Source organism: Enterobacter sp. KBR-315C3_2022 (assembly GCF_041399425.1).
Lineage (GTDB): Bacteria > Pseudomonadota > Gammaproteobacteria > Enterobacterales > Enterobacteriaceae > Enterobacter.
On record NZ_JBGKEB010000001.1, the window covers coordinates 416,137 to 435,309 of the forward strand.

Annotated in this window: 19 protein-coding genes; 5 read left to right on the forward strand and 14 right to left on the reverse strand. The window is 56.6% G+C overall.

The genetic code is table 11. The annotated features are described in order from the left end of the window. The first annotated feature begins 129 nt into the window (after positions 1–129). Positions 130–867, forward strand: a complete 738-nt coding sequence (gene pyrF, locus AB8804_RS02115) for an orotidine-5'-phosphate decarboxylase (protein WP_371182809.1) — start codon at positions 130–132, stop codon at positions 865–867. Next, a complete protein-coding gene (gene yciH, locus AB8804_RS02120) occupies positions 867–1,193 on the forward strand; it encodes a stress response translation initiation inhibitor YciH (RefSeq protein WP_371182811.1) in 327 nt (108 codons plus the stop codon). The genes pyrF and yciH overlap by 1 nt, the downstream gene beginning before the upstream one ends. Positions 1,194–1,296: 103 nt before the next feature. Here the strand turns inward: yciH and osmB are convergent, their stop codons facing one another. From osmB to AB8804_RS02135, 3 genes are all read right to left on the reverse strand, one after another. After that, positions 1,297–1,515 carry an osmotically-inducible lipoprotein OsmB gene (gene osmB, locus AB8804_RS02125; RefSeq protein WP_371182516.1) on the reverse strand — a complete coding sequence of 73 codons (219 nt, stop codon included), beginning with the start codon at positions 1,513–1,515 and terminating at the stop codon, positions 1,297–1,299. Positions 1,516–1,776: 261 nt separating this feature from the next. Continuing rightward, the gene (locus AB8804_RS02130; RefSeq protein WP_371182518.1) at positions 1,777–2,529 is read right to left on the reverse strand and encodes a DNA-binding transcriptional regulator YciT; all 753 of its coding nucleotides are present in this window, start codon (positions 2,527–2,529) and stop codon (positions 1,777–1,779) included. 37 nt (positions 2,530–2,566) lie between these two features. Continuing rightward, positions 2,567–2,749: a hypothetical protein gene (locus AB8804_RS02135; RefSeq protein ID WP_371182520.1), complete on the reverse strand. Its 183-nt coding sequence runs from the start codon at positions 2,747–2,749 to the stop codon at positions 2,567–2,569. A 192-nt stretch (positions 2,750–2,941) separates the two neighbouring features. Between AB8804_RS02135 and AB8804_RS02140 the strand changes: the two genes are divergently transcribed. Next, positions 2,942–3,811: a crotonase/enoyl-CoA hydratase family protein gene (locus AB8804_RS02140; RefSeq protein ID WP_371182522.1), complete on the forward strand. Its 870-nt coding sequence runs from the start codon at positions 2,942–2,944 to the stop codon at positions 3,809–3,811. Here AB8804_RS02140 and pdeR read toward each other — a convergent pair. The 5 genes from pdeR to AB8804_RS02165 form a co-directional block, all read right to left on the reverse strand. Then, the gene (gene pdeR, locus AB8804_RS02145) at positions 3,808–5,799 is read right to left on the reverse strand and encodes a cyclic di-GMP phosphodiesterase (protein WP_371182524.1); all 1,992 of its coding nucleotides are present in this window, start codon (positions 5,797–5,799) and stop codon (positions 3,808–3,810) included. The genes AB8804_RS02140 and pdeR overlap by 4 nt on opposite strands. Positions 5,800–6,122: 323 nt before the next feature. Further along, positions 6,123–8,057, reverse strand: a complete 1,935-nt coding sequence (locus tag AB8804_RS02150) for an exoribonuclease II (RefSeq protein WP_371182526.1) — start codon at positions 8,055–8,057, stop codon at positions 6,123–6,125. Positions 8,058–8,145: 88 nt separating this feature from the next. Then, complete coding sequence (locus AB8804_RS02155) at positions 8,146–9,132, reverse strand: CMD domain-containing protein (RefSeq protein ID WP_371182528.1); 987 nt, start codon at positions 9,130–9,132, stop codon at positions 8,146–8,148. A gap of 146 nt (positions 9,133–9,278) precedes the next feature. Beyond that, positions 9,279–10,067, reverse strand: a complete 789-nt coding sequence (fabI, locus tag AB8804_RS02160; protein WP_371182530.1) for an enoyl-ACP reductase FabI — start codon at positions 10,065–10,067, stop codon at positions 9,279–9,281. 280 nt (positions 10,068–10,347) lie between these two features. Further along, positions 10,348–10,740 (reverse strand): transporter, encoded by a 393-nt coding sequence (locus AB8804_RS02165; protein ID WP_371182532.1) that lies wholly within the window; start codon positions 10,738–10,740, stop codon positions 10,348–10,350. Positions 10,741–10,943: 203 nt separating this feature from the next. On the opposite strand from AB8804_RS02165, the gene AB8804_RS02170 reads away from it, so the two are divergent. Together AB8804_RS02170 and AB8804_RS02175 are read left to right on the forward strand one after the other, a co-directional pair. Further along, positions 10,944–11,648 carry a response regulator gene (locus AB8804_RS02170; RefSeq protein ID WP_371182534.1) on the forward strand — a complete coding sequence of 235 codons (705 nt, stop codon included), beginning with the start codon at positions 10,944–10,946 and terminating at the stop codon, positions 11,646–11,648. Continuing rightward, positions 11,645–12,709, forward strand: coding sequence for an ATP-binding protein (locus AB8804_RS02175; RefSeq protein ID WP_371182536.1), 1,065 nt, complete (start codon positions 11,645–11,647; stop codon positions 12,707–12,709). The genes AB8804_RS02170 and AB8804_RS02175 overlap by 4 nt, the downstream gene beginning before the upstream one ends. Positions 12,710–12,722: 13 nt before the next feature. On the opposite strand, the gene AB8804_RS02180 is transcribed toward AB8804_RS02175, so the two are convergent. The 6 genes from AB8804_RS02180 to sapA form a co-directional block, all read right to left on the reverse strand. Continuing rightward, the gene (locus tag AB8804_RS02180; protein ID WP_371182539.1) at positions 12,723–13,628 is read right to left on the reverse strand and encodes an ATP-grasp fold amidoligase family protein; all 906 of its coding nucleotides are present in this window, start codon (positions 13,626–13,628) and stop codon (positions 12,723–12,725) included. 194 nt (positions 13,629–13,822) lie between these two features. Then, positions 13,823–14,629 carry a putrescine export ABC transporter ATP-binding protein SapF gene (gene sapF / locus AB8804_RS02185; protein ID WP_371182541.1) on the reverse strand — a complete coding sequence of 269 codons (807 nt, stop codon included), beginning with the start codon at positions 14,627–14,629 and terminating at the stop codon, positions 13,823–13,825. A gap of 1 nt (position 14,630) precedes the next feature. Beyond that, complete coding sequence (gene sapD, locus AB8804_RS02190) at positions 14,631–15,623, reverse strand: putrescine export ABC transporter ATP-binding protein SapD (protein ID WP_371182543.1); 993 nt, start codon at positions 15,621–15,623, stop codon at positions 14,631–14,633. Next, on the reverse strand, positions 15,623–16,513 hold the full coding sequence (gene sapC / locus AB8804_RS02195) for a putrescine export ABC transporter permease SapC (protein WP_371182545.1): 891 nt from the start codon (positions 16,511–16,513) through the stop codon (positions 15,623–15,625). The genes sapD and sapC overlap by 1 nt, the downstream gene beginning before the upstream one ends. Further along, positions 16,500–17,465 carry a putrescine export ABC transporter permease SapB gene (gene sapB, locus AB8804_RS02200; RefSeq protein WP_371182547.1) on the reverse strand — a complete coding sequence of 322 codons (966 nt, stop codon included), beginning with the start codon at positions 17,463–17,465 and terminating at the stop codon, positions 16,500–16,502. Before sapB ends, sapC begins: the two co-directional genes overlap by 14 nt. Beyond that, positions 17,462–19,102, reverse strand: coding sequence for an ABC transporter substrate-binding protein SapA (sapA, locus tag AB8804_RS02205; RefSeq protein ID WP_371182549.1), 1,641 nt, complete (start codon positions 19,100–19,102; stop codon positions 17,462–17,464). Before sapA ends, sapB begins: the two co-directional genes overlap by 4 nt. Positions 19,103–19,173 lie beyond the last annotated feature (71 nt).

Below are 19,173 nucleotides of genomic sequence, written 5' to 3' on the forward strand. Positions count from 1 at the left end.
GTCCAGCAGCGTGCGGTCTTCGGTCGGGCAGGAAAAATGGATCCTGTCCTTTTTGGCCGCTGGCAGGTAGAATGCTCGCCGTTTATCTGTTCCGCGCCGCTGCGCGCCCATAGACGAAAAGGGCTGGTCATGACGTCTGCTACATCTTCTACTTCCCGCATAGTTACCGATTCTCCTGTTGTTGTGGCTCTCGATTATAATAACCGCGATGCTGCGCTGGCCTTCGTCGACGGTATCGACCCGCGCGACTGCCGGCTGAAGGTCGGCAAAGAAATGTTCACGTTATTTGGTCCGCAAATCGTCCGCGACCTGCAACAGCGCGGTTTTGATATTTTCCTCGACCTGAAGTTCCACGATATCCCCAATACCACAGCGCACGCGGTTGCCGCTGCGGCAGAGCTCGGCGTGTGGATGGTGAACGTACACGCATCAGGCGGGGCGCGGATGATGACCGCCGCGCGCGAGGCCTTAGTGCCTTTCGGCAGCGATGCGCCGCTGCTGATTGCCGTCACCGTGTTGACCAGTATGGATAAACACGATCTGCGTGATTTAGGCGTGACGTTGTCACCTGCCGAACACGCGGAACGTCTGGCGCGCCTCACTAAGGCATGCGGTCTGGACGGCGTCGTTTGTTCCGCTCAGGAAGCCGCGCGCTTCAAGGCGGAACTGGGCCAGGACTTCAGTCTGGTGACGCCGGGGATTCGGCCAGCAGGCAGCGAGGCTGGCGATCAGCGCCGAATCATGACGCCTGAACAGGCGCTGGACGCTGGCGTAGATTATATGGTGATTGGCCGTCCGGTTACGCAGTCGGCAAACCCTGCCGAAACGCTGAAAGCTATCAACGCATCGCTGAAGAAGGGGGCATGATGAGCGATTCTAACAGCCGTCTGGTCTATTCAACCGACACCGGCCGCATCGACGAGCCTAAAGCAAAGGTGGAGCGCCCGAAAGGCGACGGTGTTGTTCGCATTCAGCGTCAGACCAGCGGCCGCAAGGGCAAGGGCGTTTGCCTGATTACCGGCGTTGACCTGGACGACGCTGCCCTGGCAGCGCTCGCCGCCGAGCTGAAAAAGAAATGTGGCTGCGGCGGTGCGGTGAAGGACGGCATTATTGAAATTCAGGGCGACAAGCGCGATCTGATTAAAAGCCTTCTCGAAGCCAAAGGAATGAAAGTCAAACTGGCGGGCGGATAAAATAAATAAGCCACGGTGAAAACCGTGGCTCATATTTACGTGCGTAGATCAGACCTTATACAGGCTGAAAATATCTTTATACAGGTAAGTGAAGTTTTGTAGATTATTTACCCACCTGGTGCCCGATAACACCGCCGACAGCAGCACCACCTAATGTACCCAGCGTACTACCATCCGTTAACACTGCACCGCCTAACGCACCTGCGCCAGCACCGATTGCGGTGTTGCGGTCACGCTTAGACCAGTTTGAACACGCGCTCAAAGACATTGCTACAGTGATTGCCAGAACAGCGGCGGCTAATTTTTTGCTGGTTAAAGACATAATACTTTCTCCTGAATTATCGATTCACGGAAAGAAGTGCTCTTTTTAAGTATAGCCAATTTGAATACCTAAATTCTATTTTCCGTGACGGCTGGTTGCGCAGGCGTTACGTAATCACGCAGGTGATAGTCACTTCCTGTTATATCGCTAACATTAATTCTACTTCTTTGCGCAAAGTTAAACAGGTAAAAACTCTTAAAGGGCAGTTCGGATTTTTCTCAGAAGGAGGGAATATGCGCCCGCACGGGGCGCAGTGTGCAATTACGCGGGCTTTTTGACGATATCGACCATTAGGCCATCCTGCGCGAGCTGATGGCGGTATTCTTCACTCAGGCGCTCGTCGGTGATCACGCGGCGAAAGCGCGAGAGGGGGCCCATTGTATAAGGATGGACGGCACCGAACTTCGAGCTGTCGGTAAGAACGATCGCTTCACACTCTTTTTCAAGCACCGCGTTGACCACGTCTGAACGCATCATGTCCCGACCGGTAAAGCCGGTGTCCGCCTGCCAGCCGTCGATGCCGATGAAAGCCTTGCTGAAGTGAACCTGCTGCACGTACTGGCGCGTCAGCGGGCCAACCATGCTCTCGCTTTTTTTCTGGTAGATGCCGCCGAGAAGGATCACTTCACAGCGCGTCTCTTTCAGCAGATGCGCGATATAGCTGCTGACGGTAATAATCGTCACGTCTTTTTGTTCGGCCAGCGTGCGCGCCAGCAGGGCATTGCTGCTGCCGTTTTCAATAAACACCGTCTCGCCGTTATTCACCAGGGACGCGGCAAACTCTGCCAGCTCCCGCTTGAGGGCGTAGTTGTTCATCATGCGCGTTTCAACATCTTCGCTGTCCAGCGGAACGGCGTAACCGTGGGCGCGGCGCAAATAGCTCTGCTTTTCGAGCAGGTTCAGATCCTGGCGGATGGTGACTTCAGAGACGCCGGTGGCCCTGGCCAGGTCAACGACGCTCACGCGCCCCTGATCGATGACCATCTGCAAAATGATTTGTTGTCGGGAATTCATAGCATCCATTTAAAACGAGAGGTCGAAAACAGGGTGGTTACACTTCCCACGGGGCTTTTGGCTGCGCATTTTGTGACGGGGCGTCGCTGTCATTCTGCGCAAGTAATTCTGATTTTAAAATCTCAAGATTGCGAATGGCAGACTGATAATCACCCGCGACAAGAATATCCAGCACGGTATCAATGCGTTGTGCCACAGCCGATGAATCAATGTTAGGCATAATCGTCCCCAGGAGCGAAAAGTGAATATTTTCAATGATGCAGAAAATAGATTCAAAAGAGAAGGGAAAAAATGCAATAACGAAATTACATAAATGAAAGTGATAAATTTACCCGCTCCCGCGATGCGGTCTTAACCCTTGGATTAGTCTAAAAAAGCGCGCAAGGCGCTTTTTTATATGAGGAATTAGACAATGACCGTAATCAACCAAGCAACCTGTACACTGTTTACCGATACTGAACGTTTCACCCAGCTGGCGGGCTATTATGAAGAGGAACGTCGAACCGTCTGGATGATGCTCCGCGCGCAGCCGCGCCCCTGTTTCAACCACGCGCTGATTGAGGAGATCATGAATCTCTCCTGGCTGGTGCGCCAGTCCGGCTTTACCGTCGACTTCTGGGTTACCGGGTCGCTGGTGCCGGATATCTACAATACGGGCGGAGACCTTAAGTTTTTTGTCGATTGCATTCAGAACAAACGCCGGGAAGCCCTGCGGGCCTACGCGCGCGCCTGCGTGGATTGCGTACACGCTGCGTCGCGCGGTTTCGACACCGGGGCTATTTCGCTGGCGATGGTTGAGGGCAGCGCGCTGGGCGGCGGGTTTGAAGCCGCGCTGGCACACCATTTCGTGCTGGCGCAGCGCGATGCCCGTCTGGGGTTTCCTGAAATTGCCTTCAACCTGTTCCCCGGCATGGGTGGCTACTCGCTGGTCGCGCGCCGTTCCGGCATGAAGCTGGCGGAGGAGCTGATCTACAAGGGGGAATCCCATACCGCGGAGTGGTACGAACAGCATGGGCTGGTTGACGTTCTGTTCGAGCCGGGCCAAAGCTCCGTGGCCGTCCGCACGTTCATCGACACGCTGCTGCCGAAGATGAACGGGGTGAGAGCCATGCTGCGCGCCCGGACGCGCGTTTTACAACTGCCCCGCAGCGAGCTGATGGACATTACGGAAGATTGGGTTGACGCGGCTTTTTATCTTGAGCCCAAAGATATTGCCTATATGGAGCGTCTGGTTATGCTGCAAAACCGCCACCAGGCGGCGGGGCTGCGCAAAGCCAGCTAGCGCATTTTTCGTGACTGATATCGCTTAAGCCATCGCTCGAATGCGGCAGCGGGCATCGGCTTAGCAAACAGAAATCCCTGCCGTTCGTTGACGCCATTCTTCGTCAGAAAGGCGTCTTCTTTTGCGCTCTCCACGCCTTCCGCAATAACCTGCAAATTCAGCGCCTGCGCAACCGCAACAATGGCGCGCACCAGCGACTGCGAGATTGACTGCTTGTGGATATCCCGCACAAACGACTGATCGAGCTTGATGGCGTCAATAGGGAAACGCGCGAGCTGGGACAGCGAAGAATACCCCGTGCCAAAATCATCGAGATGAATTTGCGCCCCCAGCTGGCTGAACTGCTGAATCACGGACAGCGCCAGCTCTTCGTTTTCAATAAGGCAGCTTTCAGTCAGCTCAACGTCAATCGGGCAGTATTCGAAGTGCAGATCCTTCAGCGCCTGCTTGAGATCGCTGAATATCGTTTGGTCGGCCAGCTGGCGGGCAGAGACGTTCACCGCCACGCGCAGGTTTATCCCTTTATCGCGCCACTTCGCGACCTGACGAACAACGTCGAGCATGACCCAGCGCCCCAGCGGTACGATCAGGCCAGACTCCTCGGCATACGAAATAAACTCCAGCGGCGGGATCAGGCCGCGCTCGGGAGACTGCCAGCGCACCAGGGCTTCCAGGCTTCTGACCTCGCCGCGCCAGGTCATTTTGGGCTGGTAGTGAATCAACAGCTGATCGTTATCCAGCGCCTTTCGCAGGTTGGTATCCAGCCAGAGATATTCAAATACGCGCTGATTCATTTCCGGCGAGAAGACGCAAAACTTTCCTCTGCCGCTCTCCTTGGCCGTGTACATTGCCGTGTCGGCGTTGCGAATGACGCTTTCGCGGTCGTTGCCGTGCTGAGGGGCGAGGGCGATGCCCAGCGAGCATCCCGTGTAAATTTCGATAAGCCCGATGCGGAACGGCTGACGCAGGCGGGTAAGAATGCGCGAGGCCATGGCCTCCAGCGAGCCTTGCGACGTGTCCGTGGCCATTACGATAAATTCGTCGCCGCCGAGGCGCGCCAGCGTTTGCCCTTCATCAAGACAGCTCAGGATGGCAAGCGCAACCGCCTGCAGGAGCTGATCGCCGAACATATGCCCGTAGGCGTCGTTAACCTTTTTGAAGTTGTCGAGGTCAAGGTAAACCACGCCAACCTGCGCCTCGCCGCGGGCGGCGATGGCATCGGAAATCAGCTCATGGATGGCGTTGCGGTTGGGTAGCCCGGTAATGGTGTCGGTATTGGCGAGCACGCGCAGGCGCTCCTGGGCGCGGCGTTCCTCCGTGATGTCCGTACCGGAACAGATAAGAAAGATTTCATTCTTTCCGCTGCCGCTGTGCACAAACTTGTTCCGGAAAAGGAACAGCCGCTGTCCTTTGCGCGTTTTAACCCAGCGTTCCACCTCGTAGGAGCTGCCGTTGCGAAAAAAACCGGCGATATTGCGCTTTGACGCCGCGGCTTCGCTGCGGCTCATAAACAGTTTGAAGACGTTCTGGCCGATCACTTCCTGCTCTTTCAGGCCCGTGTATTCTTCGCTCAGGCGGTTGAAGCGCTGGATGTTCCCGTGCTGATCGAGAATAACGATAACGGAGTTGGCCTCAGAAACGACCTGCTCGGCGAAGGAGAGGCCCTGCATCAGGTCGCGGGCAACGGAAGGGGTATCGTTCCATGCCGATGCCGTACCTGCCCATTCCTTTTTGTTGATTTTACGGCCAACAAGATGAATCGGGACGTCGGTCCCGTATAGGGAGAGCGTCAGGGTAATGCTGGAGGTAATGACGGTTAACTGGCGGATCTGTTCGGCCTGCTCGTCATCCAGGGCAACTACCTGAATCGCATCGGCCCGCTCGCTGGCGGCCAAATGCAGAGCGTTGCTGTCAGCGGAAAGCCGCCACCATGGACTGTGCGTTCCCATGTATCGAAACAGCAGGTTTTGTTCCATGTCGTCGATCATCTTTTCTCCCACACCTACTCACTAGCGCAAAGAATTATTCATTTATAATCGTCTTTTCCGTAGCAAAACGTCGGATGTTCCGATGTGAACGCCTTGTATTTCACTGAATTATTCAACAAATACGCATCCGATCGTAAAGGATATATAGTGTATAAAAATTCACGTAAGCGAATACAATACCACTCTTTTACTGTAGATAATTCTGGCGAAATTGGGGGAGGAAAGCGGGAAAATAGTCAGAAAAAAGGCGGTAAATTTAGGGGTGATGTGATGGAAAACGCGCAGGCCATTTCGTTATGAATGGCCTGCGGCGTAAACGCCCGTCAGGCGACGGGGCGTGCGATGATGCTGCGGGTTTCCATGCGGACTTCTGCGATGTTCACGTCAATCACGTCGGTGACCTTGTAAACCGTTTCGCCTTTGATCTGTACCGTTCCGTTTTCCTGGCTACAAACCATTTCGTCGCGCACGGCGTGCAGGAACGGAGCAGGAATAAAGGCAACGGCACCGTTGTCCACCAGGCGTACGCGCATGCCGCCGCGGCTGATATCAATAATTTCAGCCGGGAAGCGGGCATCGGTTCCCGCTTTATCGTTCAGGAAGCGGGCATACAGCCAGTCACCCACGTCGCGTTCAGCCATGCGGTTAAGGCGGCGGCGCTCTGCCATCTGCAGCGTCGTGTCATCCTGCGGACGCGAAGCCGTTTCGCCCTTCACGATCGCCTTCAGCAGGCGATGGTTAACCATATCGCCGTACTTACGGATAGGGGAAGTCCAGGTGGCGTACGCTTCGAGGCCGAGGCCAAAGTGCGGGCCTGGCTCAGTGCTGATTTCCGCAAAGGACTGGAAGCGACGAATGCGGCTGTCGAGGAAGCCCGACGGCTGAGCATCCAGCTCGCGGCGCAGCTTGCAGAAGCCCTCAAGCGTCAGCACTTCTTCCGGATCGACGTGCACGTCGTGGGTTTTCAGCAGGGCGGCCAGCGCCTCGGTGTTCGCCGGGTCGAAACCGGTATGCACGTTGTAAATGCCGAAGCCAAGCTTGTCGCGCAGCACGCGTGCGGCGCAAATGTTGGCAGAGATCATGGCTTCTTCAACGATGCGGTTAGCGATGCGGCGCGGCTCGGCGACGATGTTCAGCACTTCGCCTTTCTCGCCCAGCACGAAGCGGTAGTCAGGACGGTCCTTAAAGACCAGCGCGTGGGTTTTGCGCCACTCGCTGCGGTTCAGGCAGATGCGGTGCAGCAGCCGAATTTGCGCGGCAATGGCGTCCGACTCGGGCTGCCAGCTGCCGGTGTTTTCCAGCCAGTCAGAGACCTCGTCGTATACCAGCTTCGCTTTTGATTCGATGGTGGCCGCGAAGAAGTGAATATCGTCTTCAATCGTTCCGTCAGCGGCAACGATCATACGGCACGCCAGCACCGGGCGCACTTCGTTGGCGCGCAGGGAGCAGAGGTCGTCAGACAGCTCGCGCGGCAGCATCGGTATATTAAAGCCGGGCAGGTAGTTGGTGAACGAGCGCACTTTGGCCATTTCGTCCAGCTTGCTGCCCTCGACGATCCACGCGGTCGGGTCGGCAATCGCGACGGTCAGCTGCAGCTTGCCGTCGGCCAGCTCTTGCGCGTACAGCGCATCGTCCATGTCTTCGGTGCTGGCGCTGTCGATGGTGACAAAATCCAGCGCGGTGAGATCTTCACGCGTCAGCCCTTCGTCCTGCATCTCGGTCGCAACGCCGTTCGGCGCTTCTTTCTCGAGGTTGTGACGGGCGAGGGTGACCCACCACGGCACGAAGTGGTCGTCGCCGAAGGTGATGAACTGGATTAATTCGGCATAAAAACCGCGATCGCCCTTCAGAGGATGACGGCGCATTTCAGCAACGGCCCAGTCACCATCCTTAAAATCATGCTCAACGCCGCGCGCAGCCCGGCACTGAATCGCGTCTTTCAGCAGGGGATGATCCGGCACGATAGAAAGACGGTCGTCTTTGCGCGTGACCTTGCCGACAAAGCGCGTCAGGAACGGCTCGATTAGCGCTTCCGGCTCGGCGGACTCGCGTTCCTTCTCGGTATGAATCACGGCGGTAATGCGATCGCCGTGCATCACTTTCTTCATCTGCGGAGGCGGGATGAAGTAACTTTTCTGCCCGTCAACTTCCAGGAAGCCAAAGCCCTTTTCCGTGGCTTTTACGACCCCTTCTGCACGCGGCGTCTGGGAATGCAGTTGCTGTTTAAGCTGCGCTAGCAGCGGGTTGTCCTGAAACATAATGTTCTATTTTCGTAGCCATTGAGCGGCTGACAGTTTTACGCGAATCTCACTGCTACAGCAAGCGCTCTTTGGGTAAATAGTACGGTTATTCGGCATTGCAAAGCGCAACGTTGAAACGCTCAAGCCAACCCTCGAACGCGCTCCGGACCAATAAATTTATCGCGCTCGCTGCCGTAAGCCCGGCCTTGGTCAGCGGCGTAAACTGCGCGGCGCTAAACCTGTCCGGAGAGCGGGTGAGCAGCTCAACCGCGGCGGCAAGCGCCGGCAGGTTCGGCGGGGTTTCTTCATCAAGCTGGATCAGAAGCGTGCCCGTCAGGTCCAGAAGCGCGGGGTGATGGCAAAGCACCGGCGCGAGCCTTTGCAGCGCAGGCTCGGCCTGCCAGCGAGCTAACGATTCTAGCTGGTGCGCGCTGGCAAAGCGTATTTCAACCGCCGGGAGCGTTGGTCGTCCGCTGCTGTTGCCGTTCGCAAGGGTATGCGGCTGGATGTGGTGGCCGGGTAACCAGCGCACGGGAAAGCCCAGCAGGGCCTGAAACGCGGCGACCGTGCGCGCCTGGAAACCGATAAAGCCGATGATCTGATTAATGAGCACCGCGTCGTAGAGGGTAAGGCCAACCTCATCAAGCTGCTGGAGGGCCTTCTCACCAATCACGTCAGGGGTACAGGCAAGCTGGCGGGCATACTGGGTAATTTGTGCGAGGCGGCGATTGCTTTCACGGGAGGAGTCAGGGCCGGGCAGCGGGGCGAGCAGGGCGGCGTAGTGGTTACAGAGCCGCTGAACGCCGCAGGCCTGCGCAACCGTTAGGGCGGTGCTGAGCCGATCGTACGCGCTGAGCGTATGCAGCCGGGTGACCGGAATATCCAGGGGAAAAAGCTGGTCGCAGAGGCTTCTGGCCGTCGCCAGCCAGCCGCGACACTGCGTAACAAGTTCGTCGGGTAACGCGACATCGAGCAAAAAACGGTCTTCGACGTTAGCGGCTTCGGGCACCAAAGGCAGGACGTCCGCCTGCGCGTGATTCGACTGGGTTTCGTGATACCAGTGGCCTTTGCCGGAAAAACGGCGCTGTTCCATGGGCGTTCCTTGATCTCAAATTGGCGATCAATATCCTGGCGCATGGTGGCTAAGGGGAAAAATATTGTTAGGTGATAACAAATAGCGGAACGGAATAACGGGGGGAGAAAAAACTCTCTTCCCAGGCGGGAAGAGAGCTGTGGTGCTTATTTAATTTCCAGCTCGTTCATTGCAGCGATGTTGAAGCCGCCGTCAACGTGAACCACTTCGCCGGAGATGCCCGCGGAAAGGTCAGAGCACAGGAATGCTGCAGAGTTACCGACGTCTTCGATAGTAACGGTGCGGCGAATCGGGGTAACCGCTTCGCAGTGCGCCAGCATTTTACGGAAATCTTTGATGCCGGATGCCGCCAGAGTACGGATTGGGCCAGCGGAGATGCCGTTAACGCGCACGCCTTCTGGACCCATAGCGTTCGCCATGTAGCGCACGTTGGCTTCCAGAGACGCCTTAGCCAGGCCCATCACGTTGTAGTTAGGGATAGCACGCTCTGCGCCCAAGTAGGACAGGGTCAGCAGCGCTGAGCCCGGGTTCAGCATGGAGCGGCAGGCTTTTGCCATCGCCACGAAGCTATAGGAGCTGATGTCGTGCGCGATTTTGAAGCCTTCACGGGTAACCGCATTCACGTAGTCGCCGTCCAGCTGGTCGCCAGGTGCGAAGCCGATGGAGTGAACGAAACCGTCGAATTTCTCCCACGTTTTGCCCAGTTCGGCAAACATCGCATCGATGCTTTCGTCTTGTGCAACGTCACATTCCAGAACAATGCTGGAACCCAGCTGCGCGGCAAACTCTTCAACACGGCCTTTCAGCTTGTCGTTCTGGTAGGTGAATGCCAGCTCGGCGCCTTCGCGGTGCATAGCCTGTGCGATGCCGTATGCGATGGACAGTTTGCTGGCAACACCGGTCACCAGAATGCGCTTACCGGAAAGAAAACCCATAGCTTTAATCCTTATATTCATTGCTTATTTTGCCTTGTAAATCATAGCTTTACAGGCAGTATTTCAAAAACATCCGAAATTAGCTCGAAATTATAGCCCACTCACTGCCCCCTGTGTCACGCTATTTCTCGCGTCACTCCCGTGACTTATCTCTCAGAAGGGGCTAATGGTGCGCATCATTTCCGCGCTTTCCTTACGGGAAGTATACCATCGCGAGCAGGTTTACCTCATCCAACCACCTTGAGTGAGGTTTATGGATCCAGAGCGCGTGCGGCTCTTTTTAAATCAGCCTCAGAATTAAATATAAAGGCGATCCGCCAAAGAAGAGGATGGCATAGCATTCGTAGTAGAAGATGACATCGTTGATATCGGGCGTAATGCACAACAATAAATTAAAGATGAGGATTAAGTATAAAAATATAGCCACCAGCCAGAAGGCAATAATAAGAAGCTCTTTTATTGCGCCGGGCGTATTTTGGAGCACAAGAGCGATCAGCGACGCGCCAATGCAAATAGAGATCAGAGGAGATGAAAGCAGCGTGGCGGCGACGTTCTCACCAAATACGTGCAGCAGGGCGAGCCACAAATACAGAATTGCCCACGACATCAGCAGAAATAAAAGTAAATCACCAAGCTTAGCGAGCAGTTTTGAATTATTGAGCGTCATATCCATCGTCATATCAGATTAAGCGTGTCTGGCGCTATTCTGACGACGCATTATCGTGATTGTGTTACCCGAAGATGGAGCCAGTGTGGAGATATCGTTTGGCGGAAGAATAAGCATCAGAAAATAGCGCGGTCATGGCACTTTTTTTCAGAGGGTGGGTCTTATGTGCGGGCGGGGCCAGATGCCCGGACGTCATCTTCGGAGATAGCATGTACAAAAATAATTTAATCCTCGTCGTGGAAGACGAAGATGAAATTGCCAATATTCTGTTGAGCTACCTGCAGCGTGCGGGAATGAAAACGCTCAGGGCAAGAACGGGAGAAGAGGCTATTAGCCTTAACCGCCTCAATAAGCCCGATCTCATGCTGCTGGATATCCAGCTGCCCGTATGCGACGGCTGGAGCGTGCTGACCACGCTTCGCCAGGAAAGCCCCGTGCCCGTCATTATGGTGTCCGCCCTTGACCAGGATGTCGACAAGCTCATGGGCCTGCGGCTCGGCGCTGACGACTATGTGATTAAGCCCTTTAACCCGTCCGAGGTTGTGGCGCGGGTCGAAGCCGTGCTGCGCAGGACACAAGCCTCTGTCCAGCAGCTAAGCGACGCGCCGCTGAGGACGCCCTTCATCACGGTTTATCCGAACGATTTCTATGTTGAGGTGACCGCGGGAGAAGAGGCGATCTCTCCCGTATTAACCACGACAGAATTCAAATTATTAACGTACCTGATGAGACATCCCAGAAAGGTCTGCTGCCGGGAAGAGCTTCTTAACGCCTGTTTGCCGGAGGGCGATGCACTGGACAGAACGGTAGACAGCCACATGAGCAAGCTGCGTAAAAAGCTCGAGCTTGCCGGTCTCTTTGGCGTGCCGGAAAGCATTCGGGGCATGGGCTATCGTCTGGGAGAAAAGAGATGAATAAAGACGCCGTGCTCAGTCGGCAAATTCTGCTGTTCATGCTCCTGTTGACCTTCACCATTATTGCCATCGTGATTCTGGGATCGTGGCTATTTTACTCCTGCATCCTCGACTATCTTCCGGGCGGGGCGACCGTCGGCGATGAAGATCAAATGACGATGTGGGACTGGATATGGATTGGTACCGCCATCACCATCAGCCTGATTATCGCTCTGTTTTTTACCCTAAAGCTCTCATCACGCATTCTCACGCCGCTGAACGCCGTTGCGTCCAGCCTGAAGAAAATAGCGCAGGGCGAGCTGGATGCCCGGGCCTACTGCGCCAGCTCCCAGCTTGGCGAAGTTAACCATCTCGTCAATGACTTCAACGAGATGGCGGAGAAGCTCCAGACGCTGGACTTCCAGCGAAAATCCTGGAACGCCGCTATTGCGCACGAGCTCAGAACGCCCGTCACTATTTTACGCGGGCGGCTCCAGGGGCTGGTGGACGGCGTTTTTGAGCCGGATCCGCTTCTGTTTACTAACCTGCTTAAGCAAACGGAAGGGCTGACGCGGCTGATTGACGATCTTCGCGTCATCAGCTCGGACGGAGGCGCGGGTTACAGCCTGTCGAGGTCAAATACCGACCTAAAAGAAACGATACAAATCGCGCTTGAGACGTTTAAACCGGAGTTTAGCCGTAACCAGTTCACGGTTCGTGCTGAGCTCAGGCCGCAGCAATGCGTTTGCGACCCCCTGCGAATTAACCAGTGCCTGGTCGTTCTTTTTGATAACGCATTACGCTATTCAACCTCGAAAAAGCTGGTCATTAAAAACGGGGTATTTGACAAAGAGAATTATATTCTGGTGATGGACGAGGGGCCTGGCATTCCGAGAGAGTTTCATGATTATTTATTTCAGCCTTTCCAGCGCGGTAAAGGTGCCAGGCATTTACATCCCGAGGGGTGCGGTTTGGGGCTGTCGGTGGTCAAAGCCATCATGCTAGCCCACGGTGGCGACGCCACGTACGCCATGTCGAAACAGCACCACTCGATATTTAAATTGACGTGGCCAGTACGGTAAAGAGCAAACCGGCTCAGCCGCGCGAGGACGACATATGCCACATCTCGCCCAGCCTGGCATCCCATATCGACGGGGTGATTTTTAACTTCCCGCGTCTCGGGCTGAGCGTGATTTCGCTAAAATAGATCTCCTCATTCTTAAGCATCAGATCGACGCGGCAGTACTCTATCCCCTCCGCTAGCTCCTCTGACGCGATCAGCGCTTCGCGAAACTGCGGCGGCTGCGCAATATCGCCGAGGGTGTTGAGATATTCCATCTGGAAAGGCTGTAACTGCCAGTGACGGTCGTAAACATTAATAAACTCTCTACCGTTAAGGTCCGTAAAATCGGCTTCTATATAGTGCGCAACGCCATGGAAACAGTGGATCCTCAGCATTTCCGGCGTAGTGCTTTTATCCGCACCACAGAAGACGTCAATAAATTGCTCGCACAGAATATAAGGAGTGATATTTTTATACTGCCACTCACCCGTTGTGTAATAGAGATTTTTCTTCGAGGCAAGCCTGAGCTTTTCCAGCGCGGGGATGACGTTAAACGTCTCTTTTTCGTGACAAATAATGGTGCTGCCGCTGTCGTGATTGCATTTTAAAACAAACCGGGCCGGAAGCTTTGCGAAATCGATCTGCTCAACGTGACCGTAAACACCGATAAGCGGCACCGTTTTCACTCGCTCTGTTTTCTGCATAACGTATTCCCGCACCGCAAGCTTATCTGCCAGCAGGGTAAAAGTATTGTTTCGCTCATAAATCAGCCGGTGGCAAATTTTTTCACTCAGCGTGGCGGGCGACTTAATATTCGGCGTTTCGCCCAGCGTTTTTTTAAGTCTTGCCGTATGAAAATAGAGGTCGGTGACAAAGAAGGACCGGCATTTTCGCAGTAAATACTCGGCGTATTTGAGATGGTACTGGATTTTGTTCATGTTTTCTCCCTGATAGCACGAGGCTATTCTGGAGACGAACTATTGCTTTATATTGCGCAGAGTATGGAGGGAAGGTGGAGATCCCTGGTTAATTTAGTAGAGTCTAGTAGAGTCGAATGAGACGGGAGAAATAAAGGGCTATAAGACAGTCAATCTTATAGCCCTCTGAGCGGGTCGTTACTTCGCGTTGCGCGCTATCGATCCTTTCGCCACGCATCGGCGGTTAACGCCTCGCCAAAATGCCCGGCAATGAGCCGCTTGGTCAGATCGTGCAGCGGCGAGGCGAGCACATCCGCCGTGCTTCCGCGCTCGACCACTTCACCCTGGTGCATCACCAGCACCTGATCGCTGATGTGCTTCATCATGCCGAGATGCTGGGTCACGTAGATATACGAGATACCCTGCTTTTCCTGCAGCTCCAGCATCAGGTTAATCAGCTGCGAGCGCATCGACATATCCAGCGAGGCGAGGGCCTCGTCGGCGATAATCACCTTTGGCCGCAGGATCAGCGCGCGGGCCAGGCCCAGACGCTGCTTCTGCCCCGGCGCCAGCATGTGCGGGTAGTAGCTAACGTGGTCGGGCAGCAGCCCCACCAGGCGCAGCGTCTCGACGATGCGCTTGCGGCGCGCCTCCGGTTCAAGGTCTGTGTTCAGGCGCAGGGGAAAATCCAGGATCTGCGAGATGCGCTGGCGCGGGTTCAGCGACGTCGACGGATCCTGGAAGATCATGCGAATGCGCTGGCTTCTGAACGAATAGTCGCCAAATTCCAGCGGATGATCGTCAATTACCACCTCGCCGCCGCTCGGCTCGACCATGCCCGCAAGCATCTTCGCGAGGGTGGATTTTCCCGAGCCGTTCTCGCCAATAATCGCCAGCGTCTGCTTTTCACGGAGCATAAAGCTGAGCGGCTTAACGGCTTCTACGGTCTGGCGGTGAAACAGGCCGGTACGGTAGCGAAAGGTCTTACTCAGGTTGCGCACTTCCAGCAGCGTTTCGACCATTTCACTCTCTCTCCATGTTCAGCGGGAAATGACACGCGAAAAGATGGTTTTTCGCGCCCGTCAGCCGCGGGGTTTCTATGCATTTACGCTGAGCATACGGACAGCGTGGCCCCAGACGACAGCCGATCGGCAGCGACTCCAGCAGGGGAATGGCCCCCGGAAGCGTGTTCAGGCGACTTTTGTGCGGCATCGCGCTGCCGAAGTCAGGAATGGCGCGGATCAGCGCCTGGGTATAAGGGTGGTGCGGCGTGGTGACCAAATCCTCGCTGCCCGCCGTTTCCACCGTTTGCCCGCAGTACATCACGTCAATCTTGTCCGCCCATTTGCTCAGCATCTGCAGGTCGTGGCTGATCAGCAAAATAGTGGTGTTGTTGTTCTGGTTAAGCCGCGTCAGCAGGCGGAAAATCTGCGCCTGGGTGGTCGGCTCCATCGCGTTGGTCGGTTCATCCGCTATCAGCAGCCGCGGCTGGTTCGCCAGCGCGATGGCAATCATCACCTTCTGGCACTCGCCGTCGGTCAGCTCGTACGGGAAGCTGCGCATCGCGTCCTTGTGATCCTTGATGCCAACGCGGTGCAGCAGCTCAATAGCGCGACGCTTGCGCCAACCGAAGCGCTGCCACCAGCGGCCTTTGTAGGTCCAGCCGGGTATGTTTTGCATCACCTGCTTGCCGACGCGTTCCGACGGGTCAAGACAGGACTGCGGCTCCTGGAAAATCATCGAAACGTTGTGGCCCACCAGCTTGCGCCGCTCGCGCGGGGAGAGGCGCAGCAGGTCGATATCATCGAAGCGCATGCGGTCGGCGGTTACACGCCAGTTGTCTTTCGCCACGCCGCAAATGGCCTTGGCGATCAGGCTCTTGCCGGAGCCTGATTCCCCCACAAGGCCGCGAATTTCGCCCTCTGCGAGGGTAATGCTGATGCGGTCAACGGCTTTAACCCAGCCTTCGCCGGTTTTAAATTCGATCGTGAGATTGCGAATATCAAGTAAAGGCATTATTCCACCCCCGCATTGATTGCGCGGCGGATCCCGTCGCCCAGCAGATTAACGAGCAGGACGCTGATCATGATCGCGGCACCCGGCAGCATGACCGTCCACGGCGCGACGTAAATCAGCTCCAGCGCATCCCCGAGCATCGCGCCCCATTCCGGCGAGGGCAGCTGCGCCCCCAGGTCGAGGAAGCCGAGCGCGGCGATGTCCAGAATGGCCATCGACAGCGCGCGCGTGATCTCCGTGACCAGCCCCGCAGCGATATTGGGCAGCACGGCGAACCACAGGATGTTAAACGTCGTCGCGCCGTCCAGGCGCGCGGCGACAACGTACTCTTTCTCCAGCTCGTCGTGCACCAGGCTATACACCGAGCGCACCAGGCGGGGCAGGATAGCCAGCCAGACCGCAAACATCGCGTGGGACAAATGCGGCCCCGCAAACGCCACGACGATGATCGCCAGCAGCAGGGACGGAATGGAGAGCAGGGTATCGAGAATATGGTTAAGCACCGCCGAGCGCAGACCGTGGGTCGAGCCCGCGAAAATGCCCAGCGCCAGGCCGCACACCGTCGCCGCCAGCGTCACCACGAACGCGCCGCCGACGGTCGGCGCCGCGCCACTCAGCAGGCGGCTGAGCACGTCGCGACCGAGATCGTCCGTGCCGAGGAAGAACGACACCTCGCCGTAGCGCGACCACGACGGCGGCAGCAGCTGGTAGCCGAGGAACTGCTGATCGATGCCGTAGGGCGCAAACCACGAGCCAAAAATGCACAGCAGAGCCAGACCGGCGCAGCCGTACAGGCCGATCATCGCCGTGGTATCACCATAGAATTTACGCCACACGGTGCGCAGCGCGCCGGGCGTGCGCTTTTCACTGTATACGCTATCGTAGGGCATACCATTCCTTATGCTTCAGCGGGTTAGCCATGGCACCCAAAATATCGGAAATCACGTTCACCACAATCACCAGCGAGCCAATCACCATCACGCCCGCGGAGATCGCCGCGTAGTCCTGCTGGCGAATGGCGTTAATCATCCAGCGGCCAAGCCCCGGCCAGCTGAAGACCATTTCGGTGATCATGGCCAGCGTCAGCATGGTGGAGAACTGCAGCCCCAGGCGCGGGATCACCGGCGGCAGGGCGTTGTGCAACACGTGGCGTCGCAAAATCGTCAGGCGCGAGAGTCCGCGGGTAGCGGCCGCTTTTACGTAGTTTTGGTCAAACACCTCGATCGTGCTGATGCGCATCAGGCGAATGACTTCGGTCGTCGGCGCGACGGCGAGGGTCAGCACCGGCAGCACCATGTGGCGCAGGGCGCTGACGATCATTTCGTGACGCCAGACCGAATCGGAAAGCCAGGCGTCAATGACCGAGAACCCGGTCACCGTTTTAACCGTGTACAGCAGATCGAAGCGGCCCGACACCGGCAGCCAGCCCAGCGTCAGCGAGAAGAAGAGCGTCAGCAGAAGCGCCAGCCAGAAGACCGGGATCGAGAAGCCAAGAAGCGCCAGGGCGCTTATAAATTTGTCCTGCCACTTGTTGCGGTAAATCCCCGCCAGCATCCCCACCGGAATACCGACCATCAGGGCAAAACCAAACGCCATGATGCACAGCTCCATGGTGGCCGGGAAAACCTCTTTAAGCTGTTCGGAAATCAGCTGCCCGTTAATGCTGGACACACCAAAGTCCCAGTGCAGCAGGCCGTTAAACCAGAAAAGCCAGGCGTCCCAAAGCGATGAGCCCTGCAGCGGCGCGTGCGGCGTAAAATAGCTCAGGCTAAAGCCGACGAACGTCAGCAAAAAGAGCGTGACCAGCAGCAGCAGCAGGCGGCGCAAGGTAAAAATGATCATGGCTTTTTCACCTCTTGTTCTTTTTCCCGCGAGACGCCCGCGAAGGAGGCGTTGCCGAACGGGCTGAGCACCAGGCCTTTAATATCATAGCGATACGCCTGCAGGCGCAGGGACGAGGCCAGCGGCAGCACCGGAAGCTCGCGGGCGAGAATGTTTTGCGCCTCGTCGTAGGCGTCGATGCGCGCGGCAAGCTGCTGGGTGGCGAGCGCTTTTTGCAGCACCGAATCAAACTCGCGGTTGCACCAGTGGGCGTAGTTGGTCTGGGAGTTGATCGCCGCACAGCTCAGCAGCGGGCGGAAGAAACTGTCCGGATCGTTACTGTCCGTCGCCCAGCCGGTCAGGGTTAAATCATGATTCATATCCATCAGCCGCGCCTCCTGGAAACGCCCCTCAACCGGCACAATAATCACCTTAACGCCCACCTGCGCCATATCGGCCTGCAGCAGCTCCGCCGTTTTAAGCGGGCTTGGGTTCCACGCCTGCGAGGTGGTAGGCACCCACAGCTGCAGGGTCAGGTTTTCGGCACCCAGCGCCTTGAGCTGCTCCCGCGCTTTGGCCGGGTTGTACTCCGTAATTTTAGCCTCTCCGTCGTACGCCCAGGACGCGCGTGGCAAAATTGAGGCGGCCGTTTCCGCCGTGCCGTAGTAGATCGACTGCATCAGCCGCTGGTTGTTGATCGCCAGCGCTAGCGCGTGGCGCACCGCGGGGTTGTTCAGCGGCGGTTTATCGGTATTGAAGGCCAGATAGGCGATATTCATACCGGGGCGCAGCGTCAGGCGCAGGCGCGGATCGTCGCGCAGAATGCTGAGCTGACTGGCCGCTGGCCACGCGAGCACGTCGCATTCGCCGGTGAGCAGCTTCGACAGGCGCCCCGTGCCGCCGGAGCCTAAATCAACCACAACCTGCGGCATCAGCGGGCTGCCGCGCCAGAAGTGCTCATGTCGCTGCAGGCGGATGTATTGCCCGGCGCGATAGTCGGCAACCTGGAACGGCCCCGTGCCGACGGGCTGGCGGTCGAGCAGTTCCTGACGATCGATCTTCGTGAGGTTTGCGGCATATTCCGCCGACATCACCGAGGCATAGTGGGTTGCCAGATGCCACAGGAACGAGGCGTCCGGGCGCGCAAGCCGAAATTCAACCGTGTGATTGTCCAGCTTGCGCACGCTTTTCACGGTGTCGGCAAACTGCAGGCTGTCAAAGTAGGGGAAGTTTCCGCCGTTAACGTTATGCCACGGGTGGCTGCGGTTAAAGATGCGCTCAAAGGTAAACACGACGTCGTCCGCATTCAGCCTGCGGGTAGGGGTAAACCACGGCGTGTGCTGAAAAGCCACGTCGCTGCGCAGGTGGAAGCGGTAGGTCGCGCCGTTGTCCAGCACTTCCCAGCTTTCGGCAAGCTCCGGGACCAGGCGATAGGTGTAAGGATCAACATCCAGCAGGCGATCGTAAAGCTGCGCGGCGAGGGTGTCGACAATCAGGCCGCTGCCCGCTTTTTGCGGGTTAAAGGTATCAACCTGCCCGCTGACGCAGTAGACGAAGCCGCTATCGCGAATATCAGGCAGCGGAACAGGCTCTGGCGCAGCAAAAGCCAGATTGCTGAACAGACCGAATGCAAAGAGGGACGATAAAACCAGGCGCATATTTATTAAGGTTTTTAGGTTCGATCTGCAAAGTGTATCGCACTTACGCCTGATTCGTAAAAATGTCTGGG